The sequence below is a fragment of the Archaeoglobus neptunius genome, assembly GCF_016757965.1.
In the GTDB taxonomy this organism is placed as follows: Archaea; Halobacteriota; Archaeoglobi; order Archaeoglobales; family Archaeoglobaceae; genus Archaeoglobus; species Archaeoglobus neptunius.
This window is the reverse complement of the sequence record NZ_JAEKIW010000007.1, coordinates 37,796-53,378: the sequence shown is the minus strand read 5'-3', so window position 1 is coordinate 53,378 and position 15,583 is coordinate 37,796. Positions and strand designations below refer to the sequence as shown.

Sequence of the window (15,583 nt, the reverse complement as noted above, 5' to 3'; positions counted from 1 at the left end):
ACCGGGCAGCATTGAGGCTCCGGAAAAAAATCGATATTTTATTGTTTTTAAAAAATAAATCTAAAAGATTACCGGGCGGTCAAACCTATCCAACGTTACGCTGACAGATGCGTGATGAAGCCAAAGCGCCCTAAAACTGACTGCCGTGGACTGCAGCCCCCAACGGGGATATATCTGGATGCGCGGGCCGGGATTTGAACCCGGGCTAACGCCTCGGAAGGGCGTTGTCCTACCACTAGACTACCCGCGCTCTGCTCATCATAAATGAATGGATTAAAAACATTTTCTAATCCAAACCATCGGGTCATCGATATTTTTAAATAGCTGCTCCCTTAACTCCTGTAAAGATATTCTGGAGGGGAAAAACATGCCACCAAGACCACTGGATGTCCTTAACAAATCCCTGAAATCGCCTGTGATTGTAAGATTGAAGGGGGGCAGGGAGTTTAGAGGTACGCTTGATGGATACGATATACACATGAACCTCGTACTGCTCGATGCCGAGGAGATACAGAACGGAGAGGTGTCAAAGAAGGTCGGAAGCGTTGTGATTAGAGGAGATACCGTAGTTTTTGTATCGCCTGCTCCGGGTGGTGACTGATGTCTGATGGGACAGCGGCGATGGGTAAAAAGGGTAGAAAACGAGTCCATATAAGGTGTAGGCGTTGTGGAAGGCATTCTTTCCATAGAAGGAAGGGTTACTGCGCAGCATGTGGCTTCGGCAGGAGCAAAAGACTCAGGAGCTACAGCTGGATAAAGAAAAAGAAGAATAAAACTTGAATGTGCGGAATTGTTGGAGTGTATTATCCAGATGCGGAACTCGCTCCCAGGCTGGCATATTACGCCTTGTTCTCCCTGCAGCACAGAGGGCAGGAATCTGCTGGTTTAGCATCTTACGACAACCTCATAAGGTACAAAAAGGGAATGGGGCTCGTAACGGAGGTATTCAGTGATGAGGACTTCGACCTGCTCGCAGGCAGATCCGTAATCGGCCATGTGAGATACTCCACAACAGGACTGTCAAGAATTGAAAACGCACAACCATTTGTTGTAAAGTCAAAAGCAGGATTTATCGCTGTTGCCCACAACGGGAATCTGGTCAACTACACTCTGCTAAGAAATCAGCTCGAAAACGAGGGGAGGGTGTTTACGACCAACTCAGATACAGAGATCATTACCCAACTGCTATCGAAGTTCCTGCTGGGCAATGGAGATGTCATAAATGCGCTGGAAAACCTCAACAGTGTGCTTATTGGAAGCTATACAATGACGATGCTTGTTGATGACACGCTGATAGGCTACAGAGACCCTGTTGGATTCAAACCGCTCTGTGTGGGTGAACTCGATGATGGATACATAATCTGCAGCGAAAGCTGCGCAATTGACGCTCTGGGTGGAAAGTTTGTTAGAGACGTTGAACCGGGAGAAGCCGTGATAGTCAGAGACGGAGAGATTGAATTTCAGCGTATTGCGGAATCAAAGAGAAGGGCTACCTGCATTTTTGAGTATATTTACTTTGCAAGACCTGACTCGATTATAGACGGTATAAGTGTCTACGAAGCAAGAACTCAAATGGGAAAGATTCTGGCCAGAGAGTCACCAGTAGATGCAGATTACGTCTCCGCCGTTCCCGACAGCGGTATAACTGCAGCCATCGGCTACGCAGAGGAGTCGGGCCTGCCGTATATGGAAAGCCTGATTAAAAACAGATATGTGGGAAGGACATTCATCATGCCAGCACAGACGCTTAGAGAGCTTTCCGTGAGGCTTAAAGTGAATGTTGTGAGGGGAAATGTGGAAGGAAAGAAAATAGTGCTCGTTGATGACAGCATTGTAAGGGGAACAACATCAAAGAGAATTATCGAGATGATAAAGAACTCGGGTGCAAAAGAAGTTCACGTCAGAATCGGCAGCCCACCCATCGTTGCACCATGCTACTTTGGAATCGACATGAAGACGAGAGAGGAACTGATTGCCGCCAACCACACGGTTGAAGAGATTGGGAAAATCATGGGTGCAGACAGTCTAGCCTATCTCAGCCTCAGCGGATTGCTGGAGGCAATAAAAAAGGCAGGTGGTCGGAAAGATTACTGCCTGGCCTGCCTGACGGAGAGATACCCCGTTCCTGTTCCGGGAGAGATCTACGATTCACCCTCTTAAATATGGCATCCACATGAATACCAGCAGAAGTATCAGTATCAGAAACATGAGAATCATGAAGTTTCTCTGCCTCTTCCTCTCCTTGCTCAAAACTTCCTCGCATTCCTCACTGCAAACCTGCTGGTCAGGCTCTATCGCCTTTCCACAAACAACACAGTGTCTGTGTGGAACTATTCCCGGCATGACCCTCCCTCGCTAAAGGATTATAAAAAGGTTCGTAAATCAAAAGACTTTTCAATTTTTACGAAACAGTTATCACATGATTGTTTCAATACTTGGTGCAGGAGCAATGGGTTCCGCTCTCTCGGTTCCCCTTACCGATAACAGGAATGAGGTGAGAATCTGGGGGACAGAATACGATGTTGAGATACTTGATCTCATGCGGAAGGGGATGGAACATCCGAGACTTGGTGTTAAACTGAACAATGTCAGTCTATTCTATTCAGACCAGCTCCATGAAGCTCTTGAAGGATCGGATGTTATTGTTCTTGGTGTCAGTACAGATGGTGTGTTGCCTGTATTCGAACGAATCTCGGAGTTTATTGAAGACCAGTACCTTGTACTGATCTCTAAGGGGCTTCTGGAGATTGATGGAGAAATAATGACGGTACCTGAGGCGATATGGAGAATGAAGAAGAGCCTGAGAGACAAAACGGTTGCTATCACAGGTCCGGCTATAGCGAGAGAAGTTGCAAAGAGAATGCCGACAAGAGTTGTTTTCAGCAGCACAAACATAGAGTCCGCAATTGAGATGAAGAGAGTTTTTGAAACCCACCATTTCGGAGTGGAGGTAACGGACGATATCGAGGGGACGGAGGTTACATCAGCTCTGAAAAACGTATATTCAATTGCAATAGCCTGGGTAAGGGGTTACGAGAGCACAATGAACGTTGAAATGAGCAATGCTAAGGGTGTTATCGCAACAAAGGCCATTAATGAAATTGCAGAGTTTATCGAATTGCTGGGCGGTAACAGAATGACCGCTTTTGGTCTTTCGGGTTTTGGTGATCTCATAGCAACCTTCAGAGGTGGGAGGAACGGAATGCTCGGTGAACTGCTTGGGAAAGGATATACAATACAGCAAGCGCTTGATGAGTTGAGCAGAAAGGGAGTTGGAGTTGTTGAGGGATACAAAACGGCCAAAAAAGCCTACAAGCTTCTGAAAAGACTAGAAGAGGATGGAAAGGCAGAAGAGGGGAGGTTCAGATTGCTTGAAAACATATACCAGGTTCTCTATGAGGGTAAAAAAGTCGCAAGTGTTTTCGAGGAGCTGATCGTGGAGAAGTGAAAGGATGGAAAGCCATGTAAAGTGGGGCATAGGCTTTATCGTTATCGGAGTGATTATGGAGGTTACGCTGCCCTTCATCCTTCTTATTGACACGCTGCTAATAGCTGCTGGCATACTCCTGCTCATTTTTGGAGGGGGAGAAAGATAGAGGAGGTGAAAAAGTGATTGCAACCACCACAGACTCTATCCCCGGATTTAAGGTGTGTGAAGTTCCCGGTATTGTTTTTGGAAACACGACAAAACACACAGGCAAAGATATTCCTGCAGGTTTGAAGAACATCGTTGGGAGAGAGATTGAGGAGTGCATGGAAATGCTCAGTGATGCAGGAATCGAGGCTGCTGAATTTCTGGCATATGGAACAGCAGTCAAGCTGAAAAGGGTGGATGAATGATAGGGGCGGCACTGGATGAGCTGAGGGCTGCAGGGATTGAGGTTTCCACGGCGATGGAGGATAAAATAGCTTACTGCAAGGACTACAATCCCCTCCACCTCTACAAACTGTTGAAACGCCAGACTCCAGCAATGCCTGATGCGATTGCATTTCCCAAAACAACTGAGGAAGTTTCAACAATTCTGAAAGTTGCAAACGTCCACGGCATTCCTGTCTACATCTTTGGTGGGGCAAGCGGAGTTATCGATGCCGCAACGCCGTACGAGGGAGGAATCGCGCTCTCCACCCTCGCCCTCGACAGGATTGAGATTGATGCGGAGAACATGCTCGTTAGAGCCGGAGCAGGTGTTGTCGGAGGAAGGCTGGAGAAAATTCTCAACCACCATGGCCTTACACTACGCCACTCTCCACAAAGCCTCTTCTGCTCCACGGTTGGTGGATGGGTTGCCACTGCTGCCAGTGGTCAGTTTTCGACGGGCTACGGCAACATAGAGAACCTGATCGTTTCCCTTACTGCAGTCCTGCCTGACGGCGAAATAGTTACCGAGAGAGCTGCGCCAAGAAGAGCTGGTCCAGACCTCAAAAAGCTGTTTGTAGGCAGTGAAGGGTTGCTTGGTGTGGTCACAGAGGTTCTTCTGAAGGTATTTGAAATTCCAGATGAGACACACTATCTGTCAATCGAATATGATTCGATGGGGGAGGCTGTGAGAGGTGCGAAGAAGCTGATGGCATTAAAACCAGAGCTAATGAGAATTTTCGATGACGAAGAGAGCTTGAGGTATTTCGATTCGGAAAAATTCTGTTTAATATCCGTTTTTGAAGGTAGAGGTTCGGAATCCCGGTTTAATCTGGCAAGGAAGGAAACATCAGGAAAGGTTGTGGAGGGATACGCTGAGAAATGGCTGGAGAAGAGGTTCAATGTTTCAGACATCTCAAAAATTGTCCCACTTGGTTTTGTATTCGACACAATAGAGGTCTCATGTTTCTGGAGTGATGCTGAGAGAATTTACAGTTCTGTTATCGATGAAATCAGGAACGTTTCGGGAACTGTGACCGCTTCAGCTCACGCTTCACATTTCTACGAAAGTGGATTGTGTTTCTACTTTACGTTCGCCGGGCTTCCGGAAAATATAGAGGAGTACTACAGGGAGGTGTGGAGTAGAGCAATTCATGCATCGCTGAAGAACGGCGGAAACCTCACCCACCATCACGGAATTGGCAGGTTGAGAAAGAGGTGGCTCAGGGAAGAGATAGGAGAATATGCCTCTATTCTGGGAGATCTGAAGAGCATGCTTGACAGGAGAAACATACTCAACAGGGGGGTGATGCTGGATTGATAAATCCCAGAGTCATTCAGAGGATAATTGCAAATACGGACATGAGGACCAAGCTCAGGCTGGCCAGGGTAATACCAAAGTTCGGCAGGGTTGACGAACTTACAAAATGCATGATGTGTCCGAACATGTGTCTCCACGTCTGTCCCGTGTTCGATGCTGAGAGGAGGCTGACCGTCTCACCATCCGTAAAATCCAGGCTCGGTTACTTCTCAGAAGACGTTATCTATGACGCAGTGTACCACTGCCTGCCTTGCGATGCCTGCAAGAACGCCTGTCCAATGGAAATTAGCGTAAATGATGCTTTAAGAGACGTGAGGGGCAGATTCGTATCAGAGACTGCCAAAAAGGCTGTCAGGAAATTCGAGGATGAAGTCATGAAACACTCAAAAATGGCAGAAAAAGAAAGAAGGGACGGTAAAGTCCTTTACTTCCCCGGATGCAGGACCTTTGAGGCAAGACTCTTCAGCAAGACAGTTGAAGTTCTGGAGAAGCTCAATGTCGACTTTGCAGTGGATGAAGTAGTTTGCTGCGGAATGCCGTACCACGAACTGGGGATGATGAAGGAATTCAGAGATGCTGTTGAGAGGCTTAAAGGTGTGGCCTCAAAGTATGAGGGCGTGATCAGCAACTGTCCCCACTGCGTGTCCATTCTCAGAGAGAGCGGGATCAAAGCAGTCCACTTAATAAGCGTCCTGAAACCCGTAAAGGTTGGTGGCGAGTTTTCCTTCCATGATCCATGCTTAATGGCGAGAAAACTTGGCATCATAGAGGAGCCCAGAAAGCTGCTTGAGGAAATGGGATGCAGCGTTAAAGAGACGGCTTTCAGCGGAAAAGATACTCACTGCTGCGGTTATGGCGGAGTGTACAGGATCCTGTATCCCGAACTGGCAGAAAAAGTGGCCAAAAAAAGAAAAGGTCATTTTGAATGCCAGATCGTCACCGCCTGTCCCGCCTGCAGGATTGCTTTAGATGCTGTCGATATCCTGGAGCTGATAGGGGAAGGACTATGATCGGTGTGATCGATGCAGGTACAACCACAGTGAAGCTCGTTGTCTACGACGAGGACAGACTTGTTGACATCGTGAAGGAACCGGTGGTTAAAAACAACCCCCAGCCCGGATGGGTCGAAATCGATGCTGAGGACATGGCGAAAAAGTGCAAAAGGCTTGCAGACTATGCCATAGACAAATACTCCATTGAGGCCCTTGCAATCACTAACCAGCGGACCACAGCCGTTCTATGGGATGCCAAAACCGGTAAAACTGTTTTTCCCGCTATGGGCTGGCAGGATATGAGGGCCAATGAGCTCGCTGAAAGACTCAACAGAAATTCGACGTTGAGGATCGCAAGAACCATTGGAAAAATGGTGGCAGGACTGTCAGAGGTGATTCCGGCAATCAAAAACAGGAGGAGGGCCAAATGGTTTGTAACACTCTCAAGACTCTCGCTGAGGCCGAATCACACAAGCGTAAAACTGTGCTGGATGCTTAACGAGCTTGGTGATAGAGCCAATAACTACGACCTCAGAGTGGGGACCATAGATAGCTGGCTGGTTTACAGTCTAACAGGTGAGCACTCTACGGACTACTCCAACGCCGCTGCAACTGGACTTTACGACTCCTTCTATCTCAGATGGAGCAAGCCGATTCTTGAAATCATCGGGGCAGACACCTGCATGCTCCCTGTTCCAAAGCACAGTGACGAGATTTTCGGAGAATACAGAAACGTTCCCGTTACCGGTGTCATAGCCGATCAATCCGCCTCACTCTATGCCTTGGGTTGCTGGAAAAGGGGCGATGTAAAGATAACAAACGGAACAGGCACCTTTGTGGATCTGAATGTAGGGGAGGAGCCGTGTGCATCTTCCAGAGGACTTCTACCCTTGATTGCATGGAAACTGAAAGGAGACCTGAAGTACATGCTTGAGGGTATGCTATTCTACAGCGGTTCGGCTGTTGAACTGCTCAGAGATATCGGCATATATAGCGATGTCAGGGAGACTTCGGAACTGGCATTCAGATCGAAAGATGAGGATATGCTGCTGATTCCAGCCTTTACCGGACTGGCCACACCACACTATGTCACAATTCCCGGCCTGCTGTACGGGATTTCAAATGCAATGCGAAGGGAAGATATCGTAAAGGCTCTGCTCGAAGGACTTGCCTTTAGAATTGCGGAGATCATGGACATAATGAAGAGGGAGTTCCCGTTGAATGAGCAAATAAGATGCGACGGTGAGATGTCATCCAACGACTTTTTCCTTCAGAGAATTGCCGATGTAACCGGTATTCCTGTTGTGAGGGGAGCGATACTCTCAGGTACATCTTTCGGAGCCAACCTGATTGCCGGAAGAGCGCTGGGGAAGTGGGGCAGAGATTTTTGCATGCCGTTCTCCGATACCTTTGAAAGGAGAGTGGATCTGAGGGGAAAGTACAAAAGGTGGCAAAACCTGCTGAAGGTGGCGAAAAATCTGAAAGTCTAACAGTATGTATCGCTCCATACAGGTTCGGCGTTAAATTTTTAAATGGATAAATCATTAACTTGATATGCCATATGCAGCAAACGGGAACATCCGGATATACTACGAAATTGAGGAGGGTGACTGGCCTCCACTGGTCTTCATCCACGGATGGACCGCAAACATGAACTTCTGGAGAGAGCAGAGGAGACACTTTTCCAACAGAATGCTCTTCATCGACAGCAGGGGGCATGGCAGGTCAGACAAACCGGCTGACAAAAAATATTACGAATTTGAAAACTTCGTTTCTGATGTTGAATGTGTTATTGAAGACGCTGGGCTTGAGAGGTTCGTACTCATCGGACATTCCTTCGGAACAATGATTTCCATGAAGTACTGCGTCGAATATCCAGAAAAAGTTCTGGCACTGATACTGATCGGTGGAGGTGCAAGAATCAGAACATTTCATAAATACGGCTACCCCCTGGCAAAAATCATCGCCAGAATTGCCTACATCCCGTCTTCTAGGATCGTTGCGAACATGTCATTTGGCAAAAATGCAGGAGATCTGAAAGAATGGGGATGGATGGAGGCAATGAAGCACACACCACAGCACTCTGCCTTGAACGTCTACAGAACTCTCACAAAAATCGATCTCAGAAAAGATGCATCGAGGATAGACAAACCCACACTGCTGATCGTGGGGGAGAGTGACGCTATGCTACCTGTGAGTAAATCTGCAGAGCTCAACAGAATCATAAGGGATTCTAAGCTGGTTGTGATTCCGGATGCGGGACACTGTGTCATGCTTGAGAGGCCCGATGATGTTAATGAAGCAATTGACAGCTTCCTTTCCACAGTAAAATTTAAATTTAGTTTTTGATAAAACATTGCATGGACAGGCCACTTGGTGTGACACTACTGGCCCTGCTGAACTTTATCAGTGGAATCTTCTGCTTCATAGGTGCTGTAACCCTGGTCTGGTTGTCAGCCGTGATCCCACCAAGCGCATTTGAGGAGTTTGGCCCACTGGCATCACTCATATTCTCCGTGGGCGGATTAATCTTTGTAGTTCTCGGAGCTGTAGCCATAATCGTGGGTTACGGTCTTTGGATTGGGGCAAGCTGGGCGTGGTGGATTTCCGTGATACTGACTGCCCTCAACGTACTCCAGTCACTGCTAACTCTACCAGCAGGCGTGGTCGGGATTGTGATAGGTGCAGTGATACTCTACTACCTCACACGCCCCCATGTGAAGGAGTACTTCGGAGTATGATCTGGGAGATCGTCAGAAAGGGCTGGTACACGTGGAAAGAGCATAAAATTACGTGTATCCCATTTTTTTCTTATGGTGTGATAAGCTCGGCAATTTTTCTGCTGCTAACGGCTTTTATCGTATACAAGATTTCTCCCGAGCTTCCGGAATTAATTTTTACAGGCAAGATAGCTGGTATAAGTGAAAAATACGTTGGAAACCTATTCACAGAGTACATGGAGAACCTTGATCTGATATTTTCTGCAATAATGGTTGGAATACTGGTTTACACGATAACAGAAACTTTTTTCAAAGCCTGGTGGATAAAAGTCTGCAGTGATGCGTTGAAGTGCAACGTTCGGCTTGGTGACGGACTGAAACATGCAAAATCACGCTATTTTCCGTTTCTTCGGTTTAATCTCCTGATCCAGTCCGCAATTTTTGCCGGTGCAGTACCGCTTTACCATATTTTGAAGGGAGTTAATCCGAACAATGTACACAGCCTTGTTTACTCAGCCCTTGCCTTCTTTCTGTGGATGCTGCTGCTTTTAGGACTCACCAGCCTAATCCAGTTTCTCTTCACTTTTGTCCCGTATGCAATCGTCATTGATGGAGAAGGGACACTTAGTGGGATAAGGAGAGGATACAGGGTTTTGCGAGCTTCTGTTTCCGAAACTGTCATTTTCTGGCTTTTTGTTGTCTTTACAGCAACGCTTGTAGGGCTGCCTTTTTATCCTCTCCGGTTTTTTGGGTTGAAAGGCGTGCTTATCAGCTATGCCCTGTCGGCCGTTTCCGGCTGGCTTATTGTGGGCCCCATCACAACATTGTGGTGGATCGAGCTTTATAAAAGGAAAAGTAAAATGCTTTAAATCGTCTGACTGACTTAAGGACATGGAGAATGTTTTGAAAAAGGTTACGGATTACAAATGGGAATTGCCCGAAGGTTATAAGCGGGGAATGAGAGTTCCTGCTTACTTCTACATAAACAGGAAGCTGATGCAGATACTTGAGAGGGATGCTGTGGAGCAGGCTGCAAATGTGGCGACGATGCCCGGGATTCAGATGGCCTCTCTCGTTATGCCCGACGTGCATGTGGGCTACGGCTTCCCCATAGGCGGGGTTGCGGGCTTTGATGTCGATAGTGGAGTCGTGTCCCCTGGAGGGGTCGGATTCGATATAAACTGCGGTGTCAGATTGCTGAGGAGCAATTTGAAAGTGGATGATGTAAAGGGTAAGATAAGGAAGCTCATCGATGAACTGTTCGTGGCGGTGCCCTCGGGAGTTGGCAGCGAGGGGAGGTTGAGGGTCAGCGATAGGGAGCTGGACGAGATTTTTGTAACCGGAGCCAAATGGGCTGTTGAGAATGGATACGGCTGGGAGGAGGATCTGAAGCACTGCGAGGAGAATGGAGCATTGGATGGTGCAAAGCCTGAGGTCGTGAGCAGGAAGGCGAGGGATCGCGGCAGACCTCAGCTCGGAACTCTGGGGAGCGGAAACCACTTCCTTGAGGTGCAGTATGTGGATAAGATTTTCGACGAGAAGGTTGCAAAGGTTTTCGGGCTGGAAGAGGGGATGGTGACGGTGATGATCCACTGCGGGAGCAGAGGACTGGGGCATCAGGTCTGCACGGATTTTCTGGAGGTGCTGGACAGGGCTGTGAGGAAGTACGGCATAAAGCTGCCCGACAGACAGTTAGCCTGCGCTCCGATAAACAGCAGGGAGGGGCAGGACTACTTTGCCGGGATGGCTGCATCAGCAAACTACGCATGGTGCAACAGGCAGATCATAGCCCACTGGACGAGAGAGACTTTCCAGAAGGTCTTCGGAATGGGTGAAGATGAACTGGGAATGGATCTGATATACGATGTTGCGCACAACATTGCGAAGTTTGAGGAGCATCGGGTTGATGGGAAGAAGGTGAAGGTCTGCGTGCACAGAAAGGGAGCTACGAGGGCCTTCGGTCCGGGAAGCGATGAGATACCTGCAGACTACCGCGATGTCGGGCAGCCCGTGCTGATTCCAGGCAGCATGGGAACGCCGAGCTATGTTCTTGTAGGCACGGCCAAGGCGATGGAGGAAACTTTTGGCAGCACGTGTCATGGTAGTGGGAGAGTTATGAGCAGGGCTGCTGCGAAGAGGAAATTGAGGGGCAATGTTGTGAAGCAGAATCTGGAGAGGAAAGGAATTTATGTCAGGGCAACTCACGGGGCTTTGCTGGCTGAAGAGGCTCCAGAAGCCTACAAGCTGAGCGATGATGTTGTTGATGTCGTACACAGGGCGGGGATTTCGAGGCTTGTGGCGAGGTTAAAGCCTTTGGGTGTGGCTAAGGGTTAAATATTTTTTGCGATTTTTTAAGGTAGTATCTAAATAATTTAGCTCCCCATTCCGAAGCACTTTTACTTCTACAAATTAAGAAGCTTGAACTATCATATATGCCATCGTTTGTGTATAGACCCATGATTAAACCACTCTCACTTACAATGAAGTTTAAATTAGCTCCTTCGCAAATATACATTTCGCCCCTCCTCAGATAATCTACTAGCTCATCATAATTCCGTTTTCTGACTTTCTCGTAGATATCTTTTTGAAGTATCAAACAAACATTTGCTTTAGTGGATAGCTTGCAAAAAATTGATGGGTACTCTGGATGATATACTGTTGATAAACCGAGAACCCACTTTGAATCGGATATTATACTCAAAAAACGCTCATCAATTTCATATGGTTTTCTGACGGCAACTTTAGCGTTTTGTAAATCTCCAATCTTGAGGAGCATTTCGTGGGGGATAGGTGTTAAGTCATGAGTATTCAGGAATTCACCTAAATTTGTAAGTACACTCGTCAGCTCGGTTACTTCTCGGACCTTATCTAAGAAAATTTTTCCTGTTTTTGTTATGAAGAACATATTTCCGGACTTTTTAACAAATCCAATCCGAATAAGCTCTTGTAGATGAGCATGTACTGCCTGCTTACTGATTTTCAATTGTCTTGATAATTCTGCAAGTCTTTTTGGGGTTTGCAACTCTCGAATTAGTCTGTATTTCGCTGGAGTGAACAATTTTCTGTAGTTAACATCGTGTGACATTGATGTAATGTCAATCTAAGTTTAAAAAGATATTTGCTGTTACATCGCAAAAAAATTGTTTGATTGGTAAAATTTAGATTTTTAAATTCGCAACGCCTGCTGCCCTGAGATACAGAGCATATGCGAGATTCGCAGCTTCTCCACTCCTTCCAGTTTCAATAATCCTTTTGACCAGCTTATCTCCAGCTTTGATGTCCTCTTCAGCAACCATCGCTGCGATTTTACTGGATGCTCTGTTTACTGAGCTGACAGCGGAGAGCTTTGCCCCGTAAATGGACTTACTGTCTACAGCACTTGAATTCCACGGATCGGGGATTTTCAGCATGTCATCCACACAGCCTAACAACGCCTTGGCAGCAATAACATCGACGATGGATGAAGCCTTTAATCCCAATTTAAACTTCTCAACTCCACGTTCGTAGTATCCAACCGCTTCTTTACAGGTTTGTTCGGCAAAAGTTCCATTAATATCACTGCATTTCTGAATTTCCAATTCCACATTCTTTGACAGCTTTCTGTACACCGAATCGATGTATCTTGAACCATCAAGACGCTTTTCAGTTCTGGAAATTTGCTTCAAAAGATATTCGGCGTCATCCAAGTTTCCCTCAGCAGCCTCGATACTCCCGGCAGCATAAATTAGAGCCCTTTCCTTTGAAGTTTTGAAGATCGGCTCAAGTTGATCGATTTGGTCAAGCCACTTTATTGCTGAGTAAATGCTCTCCTCAACTTCTGAATAAGGTATGCAGCCGGAAAGATCGGAGCAGTGGTATGAAGTGCTGGACTCGATTTCTTTCAATTTTTTATCTAAAATTGCTCTTTCCTTAAGTATTCTGTCTTTTGTCAGCTCTCCTCTCTTCACCTCGCCATACGCCAGAATCATACGAGCATCAACAGCAGATTTGCGAGCGTTAATCAGGCTGTCCCACGATGTTCCTGTTTTTGCCTTGCTGAGAAGTTCTGTGGATTCCAAGTAGGTACCCCTCATTTCTTCTGGAATTGCTGATTTATTGATGGAAGAAATCAACTCCTCTGCTATCGCTATCGCCCTCCCTATCAGGATTCTGTCCGGTTCGATTAAATTTATACGCTTGTACTCTAATTTAAGTGTCTCTCTGAGTTCGTGGATTTTGGTGTCAAACATAACTGCGTTGATCGTGGCAGCGCTGATAAATGCAGAGACAATTACAATCACCAAATATGCCCTTCTCATTTAATCACCCCCTATATACTTTAAAATTCGGCCACATGAGCAGACTGACATCCTCGACTTTAACAAATCCCTGTCCATGCAGCGATGAAATAAACAAACCAGCTTCTGCTTGGACATAGACACTGATGAAATACCACCCAGCGTTTACCGGTTTGTCGATGTACCACAACCAATCAGCACCTTGTAAATTCGGTTCTGCTTTAAATCGAAACGTACATTCCTTTAAGTCGCTACTTCTAGATATGTCCAGTCTATTTCCCTCCTCCTGCAGCATGAGTCCCCATGGAGAAGGTAATGGCAATTTAATATACGACACTGCGAAATTCCACAGTGCATCGAGTGCAAATCGAACGATTTCTGGAATGCTTTGCCGCTCCTCATTGTCGTATCCAAATGGATCGGTGATTCTAACGTTGGATGGTGTGTTTTCCGCCTTAACGACGATTTTGTGTTCTCGTGAGTCAGGTAAATAACAAATTCCGAAGTAGCATTTGCCCTCGCCATAACCAAAACCAAATGTGCATGACTGATGCGTGAGTACAGTTGAATACTGACTTGGAGTGTAGATCCATCGTTCTCCTGCAGTATCAGAATAGGCCTGAACAATAAGCCAGTTCTCTCCATCCCAGTCTTTGTATACACTTTTTATCACCGGACCATCAAGCAGCTCCCAGCCGGTCGCAGGTGTTACAGTTATTAAAAACAACAGGATGGCAATTTGCATCTTCATGTTACTTCGTGTCGATAGTTAGCATATAAATTTTTTTAAGAAGTATATTTAATTCTCAAAAATTCTGTTGACTGTCAACTTATAGCCTGACTTTTAGTGAATTTAGCTTTACACGAGATCTGCATAAAGCTCTCAAAAAGTTTTAGAAACGTTACCAATCCACTAAGCGAAGAAAAGGGTTTCGCTATCGGTTGGATGTGGAGGTGCTGCAAGTTGTGCAGACCTTCCAGCCAGACCAGAAGCTCGATCAGCACGGTAGGCGGAAGTGGGGGTAGGAGTGGGTAACCATGTCGGAGATTAAACTGCTCCTAAATTTCAACCACTTCAAGAAAATCAACCCGCTTAAAATCTTCATCGAATGTAGCTATCTTTCTGATGCCGTAGTGTTTACATGTTGCTGCGATTAAGGCGTCGTTTGGCAAGAGACGGTATTTCTCCATAATTCTGCAAACTGCGTTCACATCTTGATAATCACTGAGCAGAGTTATTCTAAGGTCATCAACAAACTCTTTCACACTTTTGATTTCTTGAAGGCAGAAGTTATATCCATTCTCAGCGACCAGAGACCTGAATTCGTGATAAGTTCGAATTCCATACTTTCTCTCAGCCAACTTTCTGGACACCACATATACAAGTTCGTTAAGCACAGTAAACGTTGTACAGTACTCCTCATACATTTCGAGTATTTTTGTAGCCCTTGTCGGTTAACTCGGTTTCAAAAAGAAAGTTGTAAAACACGTTTGTGTCAACAAATATCACATAATTACCTCCCATTCAATATTCTGGAGTTCTTTCATGCTCGATTTTCCAAATATACCCCTGTACTTCTCTAGATCCGTTTTTATGTTTTTTCTACTTTTATCTTCACTCTCTCCCCTTCCTTCAGATCCACTTTCTGGAGGGGTTTGAACACCCCGTTCTCGTAGATGGCTTCTATTATTTTGGGCATGGTGTTATTTGGCTTGAGAAGAAGAAAAGGGTTTCGTTTCCGAGAAATGCCGAAGATAACTTTTTTATTTTCTCAATTCAAACCAAGTATATGAATGAAGCAATTGAACTTCTTCGAGAGATCAAGTTAAAGCTTCAGGAGATCGACATGAGGCTAAGAAAAATCGAAGAAGAGCTTTTTGACGAGTTGAGCGAGGAGGAATTGAAAGAGATCGAGGAGATAACACGGGCTTGTGAGAGCGGAGAGATGAGAGTTTACACGATCGAAGAAGCGAAGAAGGAGCTCGGACTCGAATGAAATTCGAAGTCAGACTCTCTGACAGAGCAATAAAAGATCTCAAGCAGTTCGGAAAAAAGGATCTCGAAAGGATTTTCAGGACGATCGAACGCCTCGAAAATCCCTTCTCTCTCGACATAAAGAAAATAAAAGGGGAGTACTATCGCATCCCGGTTGGAAAAATTCGGATCATCGTTAAAATCAATTTTGAAAAGAGTATCGTTCTCGTTGTGAGGGTTGATTGGAGGAAAAGAATTTACGATCGTCTGTGATTGTCCGAGGTTTGAACACCCCGTTCTCGTACACAGCCTCTATGATTTTGGGCATAGATGTAGTTGTTCGGGAATCTAAAAATAGGTTTCGTCTGAGTATGAGGTGAGAAGGCTGAGAATTCGATGAGAATGCGGGAGTGAGGATTATTCAAACTCAAAAGGACTTAAG

The 15,583-nt window shown here is 46.0% G+C and carries 20 protein-coding genes, 1 tRNA gene and 2 pseudogenes; 15 read left to right on the top strand and 8 right to left on the bottom strand.

What is annotated here, in order from left to right:
- Positions 1-179: 179 nt before the first annotated feature.
- Positions 180-250: transfer RNA gene (locus JFQ59_RS06490), tRNA-Gly, on the bottom strand.
- Positions 251-367: 117 nt separating this feature from the next.
- On the opposite strand from JFQ59_RS06490, the gene JFQ59_RS06485 reads away from it, so the two are divergent.
- Genes JFQ59_RS06485 through purF form a run of 3 tightly spaced genes read left to right on the top strand, consistent with a single transcriptional unit; the run spans position 368 to position 2,160 of the window.
- Positions 368-601 (top strand): LSm family protein, encoded by a 234-nt coding sequence (locus JFQ59_RS06485; RefSeq protein ID WP_202319608.1) that lies wholly within the window; start codon positions 368-370, stop codon positions 599-601.
- Positions 601-780 (top strand): 50S ribosomal protein L37e, encoded by a 180-nt coding sequence (locus JFQ59_RS06480; protein WP_202319607.1) that lies wholly within the window; start codon positions 601-603, stop codon positions 778-780. The genes JFQ59_RS06485 and JFQ59_RS06480 overlap by 1 nt, the downstream gene beginning before the upstream one ends.
- The gene (purF, locus tag JFQ59_RS06475; RefSeq protein ID WP_202319606.1) at positions 781-2,160 is read left to right on the top strand and encodes an amidophosphoribosyltransferase; all 1,380 of its coding nucleotides are present in this window, start codon (positions 781-783) and stop codon (positions 2,158-2,160) included.
- On the opposite strand, the gene JFQ59_RS06470 is transcribed toward purF, so the two are convergent.
- The gene (locus JFQ59_RS06470; protein WP_202319605.1) at positions 2,149-2,343 is read right to left on the bottom strand and encodes a DUF2116 family Zn-ribbon domain-containing protein; all 195 of its coding nucleotides are present in this window, start codon (positions 2,341-2,343) and stop codon (positions 2,149-2,151) included. The two genes, purF and JFQ59_RS06470, sit on opposite strands and share 12 nt — an antisense overlap.
- 76 nt (positions 2,344-2,419) lie before the next feature.
- Here JFQ59_RS06470 and JFQ59_RS06465 point away from each other — a divergent pair, with 76 nt between their 5' ends.
- The 10 genes from JFQ59_RS06465 (at position 2,420) to JFQ59_RS06420 (ending at position 11,223) form a co-directional block, all read left to right on the top strand.
- Positions 2,420-3,448, top strand: a complete 1,029-nt coding sequence (locus JFQ59_RS06465) for an NAD(P)H-dependent glycerol-3-phosphate dehydrogenase (protein ID WP_202319604.1) — start codon at positions 2,420-2,422, stop codon at positions 3,446-3,448.
- Positions 3,449-3,452: 4 nt separating this feature from the next.
- Positions 3,453-3,596, top strand: a complete 144-nt coding sequence (locus tag JFQ59_RS06460; RefSeq protein ID WP_202319603.1) for a hypothetical protein — start codon at positions 3,453-3,455, stop codon at positions 3,594-3,596.
- A 13-nt stretch (positions 3,597-3,609) separates the two neighbouring features.
- Positions 3,610-3,840: a heavy metal-binding domain-containing protein gene (locus tag JFQ59_RS06455; RefSeq protein ID WP_202319602.1), complete on the top strand. Its 231-nt coding sequence runs from the start codon at positions 3,610-3,612 to the stop codon at positions 3,838-3,840.
- Positions 3,837-5,177, top strand: coding sequence for an FAD-binding oxidoreductase (locus JFQ59_RS06450; RefSeq protein WP_202319601.1), 1,341 nt, complete (start codon positions 3,837-3,839; stop codon positions 5,175-5,177). Before JFQ59_RS06455 ends, JFQ59_RS06450 begins: the two co-directional genes overlap by 4 nt.
- Positions 5,174-6,187 (top strand): (Fe-S)-binding protein, encoded by a 1,014-nt coding sequence (locus JFQ59_RS06445; RefSeq protein WP_202319600.1) that lies wholly within the window; start codon positions 5,174-5,176, stop codon positions 6,185-6,187. The genes JFQ59_RS06450 and JFQ59_RS06445 overlap by 4 nt, the downstream gene beginning before the upstream one ends.
- Positions 6,184-7,659: an FGGY family carbohydrate kinase gene (locus tag JFQ59_RS06440; RefSeq protein WP_202319599.1), complete on the top strand. Its 1,476-nt coding sequence runs from the start codon at positions 6,184-6,186 to the stop codon at positions 7,657-7,659. The genes JFQ59_RS06445 and JFQ59_RS06440 overlap by 4 nt, the downstream gene beginning before the upstream one ends.
- 64 nt (positions 7,660-7,723) lie before the next feature.
- Complete coding sequence (locus tag JFQ59_RS06435) at positions 7,724-8,518, top strand: alpha/beta fold hydrolase (RefSeq protein ID WP_202319598.1); 795 nt, start codon at positions 7,724-7,726, stop codon at positions 8,516-8,518.
- Between the two features lie 11 nt (positions 8,519-8,529).
- Entirely contained in the window at positions 8,530-8,910 is a 381-nt protein-coding gene (locus tag JFQ59_RS06430) for a hypothetical protein (protein WP_202319597.1), read from the top strand.
- Entirely contained in the window at positions 8,907-9,758 is an 852-nt protein-coding gene (locus tag JFQ59_RS06425; RefSeq protein ID WP_202319596.1) for a DUF7847 domain-containing protein, read from the top strand. Before JFQ59_RS06430 ends, JFQ59_RS06425 begins: the two co-directional genes overlap by 4 nt.
- A gap of 22 nt (positions 9,759-9,780) precedes the next feature.
- On the top strand, positions 9,781-11,223 hold the full coding sequence (locus JFQ59_RS06420) for an RtcB family protein (protein WP_330999854.1): 1,443 nt from the start codon (positions 9,781-9,783) through the stop codon (positions 11,221-11,223).
- Here the strand turns inward: JFQ59_RS06420 and JFQ59_RS06415 are convergent.
- From JFQ59_RS06415 to JFQ59_RS12800, 5 genes and pseudogenes are all read right to left on the bottom strand, one after another.
- Complete coding sequence (locus tag JFQ59_RS06415; protein ID WP_202319595.1) at positions 11,213-11,974, bottom strand: helix-turn-helix transcriptional regulator; 762 nt, start codon at positions 11,972-11,974, stop codon at positions 11,213-11,215. The genes JFQ59_RS06420 and JFQ59_RS06415 overlap by 11 nt on opposite strands.
- Positions 11,975-12,047: 73 nt before the next feature.
- The gene (locus tag JFQ59_RS06410) at positions 12,048-13,187 is read right to left on the bottom strand and encodes a hypothetical protein (RefSeq protein ID WP_202319594.1); all 1,140 of its coding nucleotides are present in this window, start codon (positions 13,185-13,187) and stop codon (positions 12,048-12,050) included.
- Between the two features lie 4 nt (positions 13,188-13,191).
- Positions 13,192-13,917 carry a hypothetical protein gene (locus JFQ59_RS06405; protein ID WP_202319593.1) on the bottom strand — a complete coding sequence of 242 codons (726 nt, stop codon included), beginning with the start codon at positions 13,915-13,917 and terminating at the stop codon, positions 13,192-13,194.
- Positions 13,918-14,225: 308 nt separating this feature from the next.
- Complete coding sequence (locus JFQ59_RS06400; RefSeq protein WP_330999858.1) at positions 14,226-14,603, bottom strand: PIN domain-containing protein; 378 nt, start codon at positions 14,601-14,603, stop codon at positions 14,226-14,228.
- Between the two features lie 161 nt (positions 14,604-14,764).
- Positions 14,765-14,866: pseudogene (locus tag JFQ59_RS12800) on the bottom strand (antitoxin family protein); the annotation flags it as partial.
- Between the two features lie 90 nt (positions 14,867-14,956).
- On the opposite strand from JFQ59_RS12800, the gene JFQ59_RS06390 reads away from it, so the two are divergent.
- Both JFQ59_RS06390 and JFQ59_RS06385 read left to right on the top strand, forming a co-directional pair.
- Positions 14,957-15,163 (top strand): hypothetical protein, encoded by a 207-nt coding sequence (locus JFQ59_RS06390; protein ID WP_202319591.1) that lies wholly within the window; start codon positions 14,957-14,959, stop codon positions 15,161-15,163.
- Positions 15,160-15,414, top strand: coding sequence for a type II toxin-antitoxin system RelE family toxin (locus tag JFQ59_RS06385; RefSeq protein ID WP_202319590.1), 255 nt, complete (start codon positions 15,160-15,162; stop codon positions 15,412-15,414). Before JFQ59_RS06390 ends, JFQ59_RS06385 begins: the two co-directional genes overlap by 4 nt.
- A 7-nt stretch (positions 15,415-15,421) precedes the next feature.
- On the opposite strand, the pseudogene JFQ59_RS12795 reads toward JFQ59_RS06385, so the two are convergent.
- A pseudogene (locus JFQ59_RS12795) lies at positions 15,422-15,469 on the bottom strand (antitoxin AF2212-like protein); the annotation flags it as partial.
- Positions 15,470-15,583: the final 114 nt, after the last annotated feature.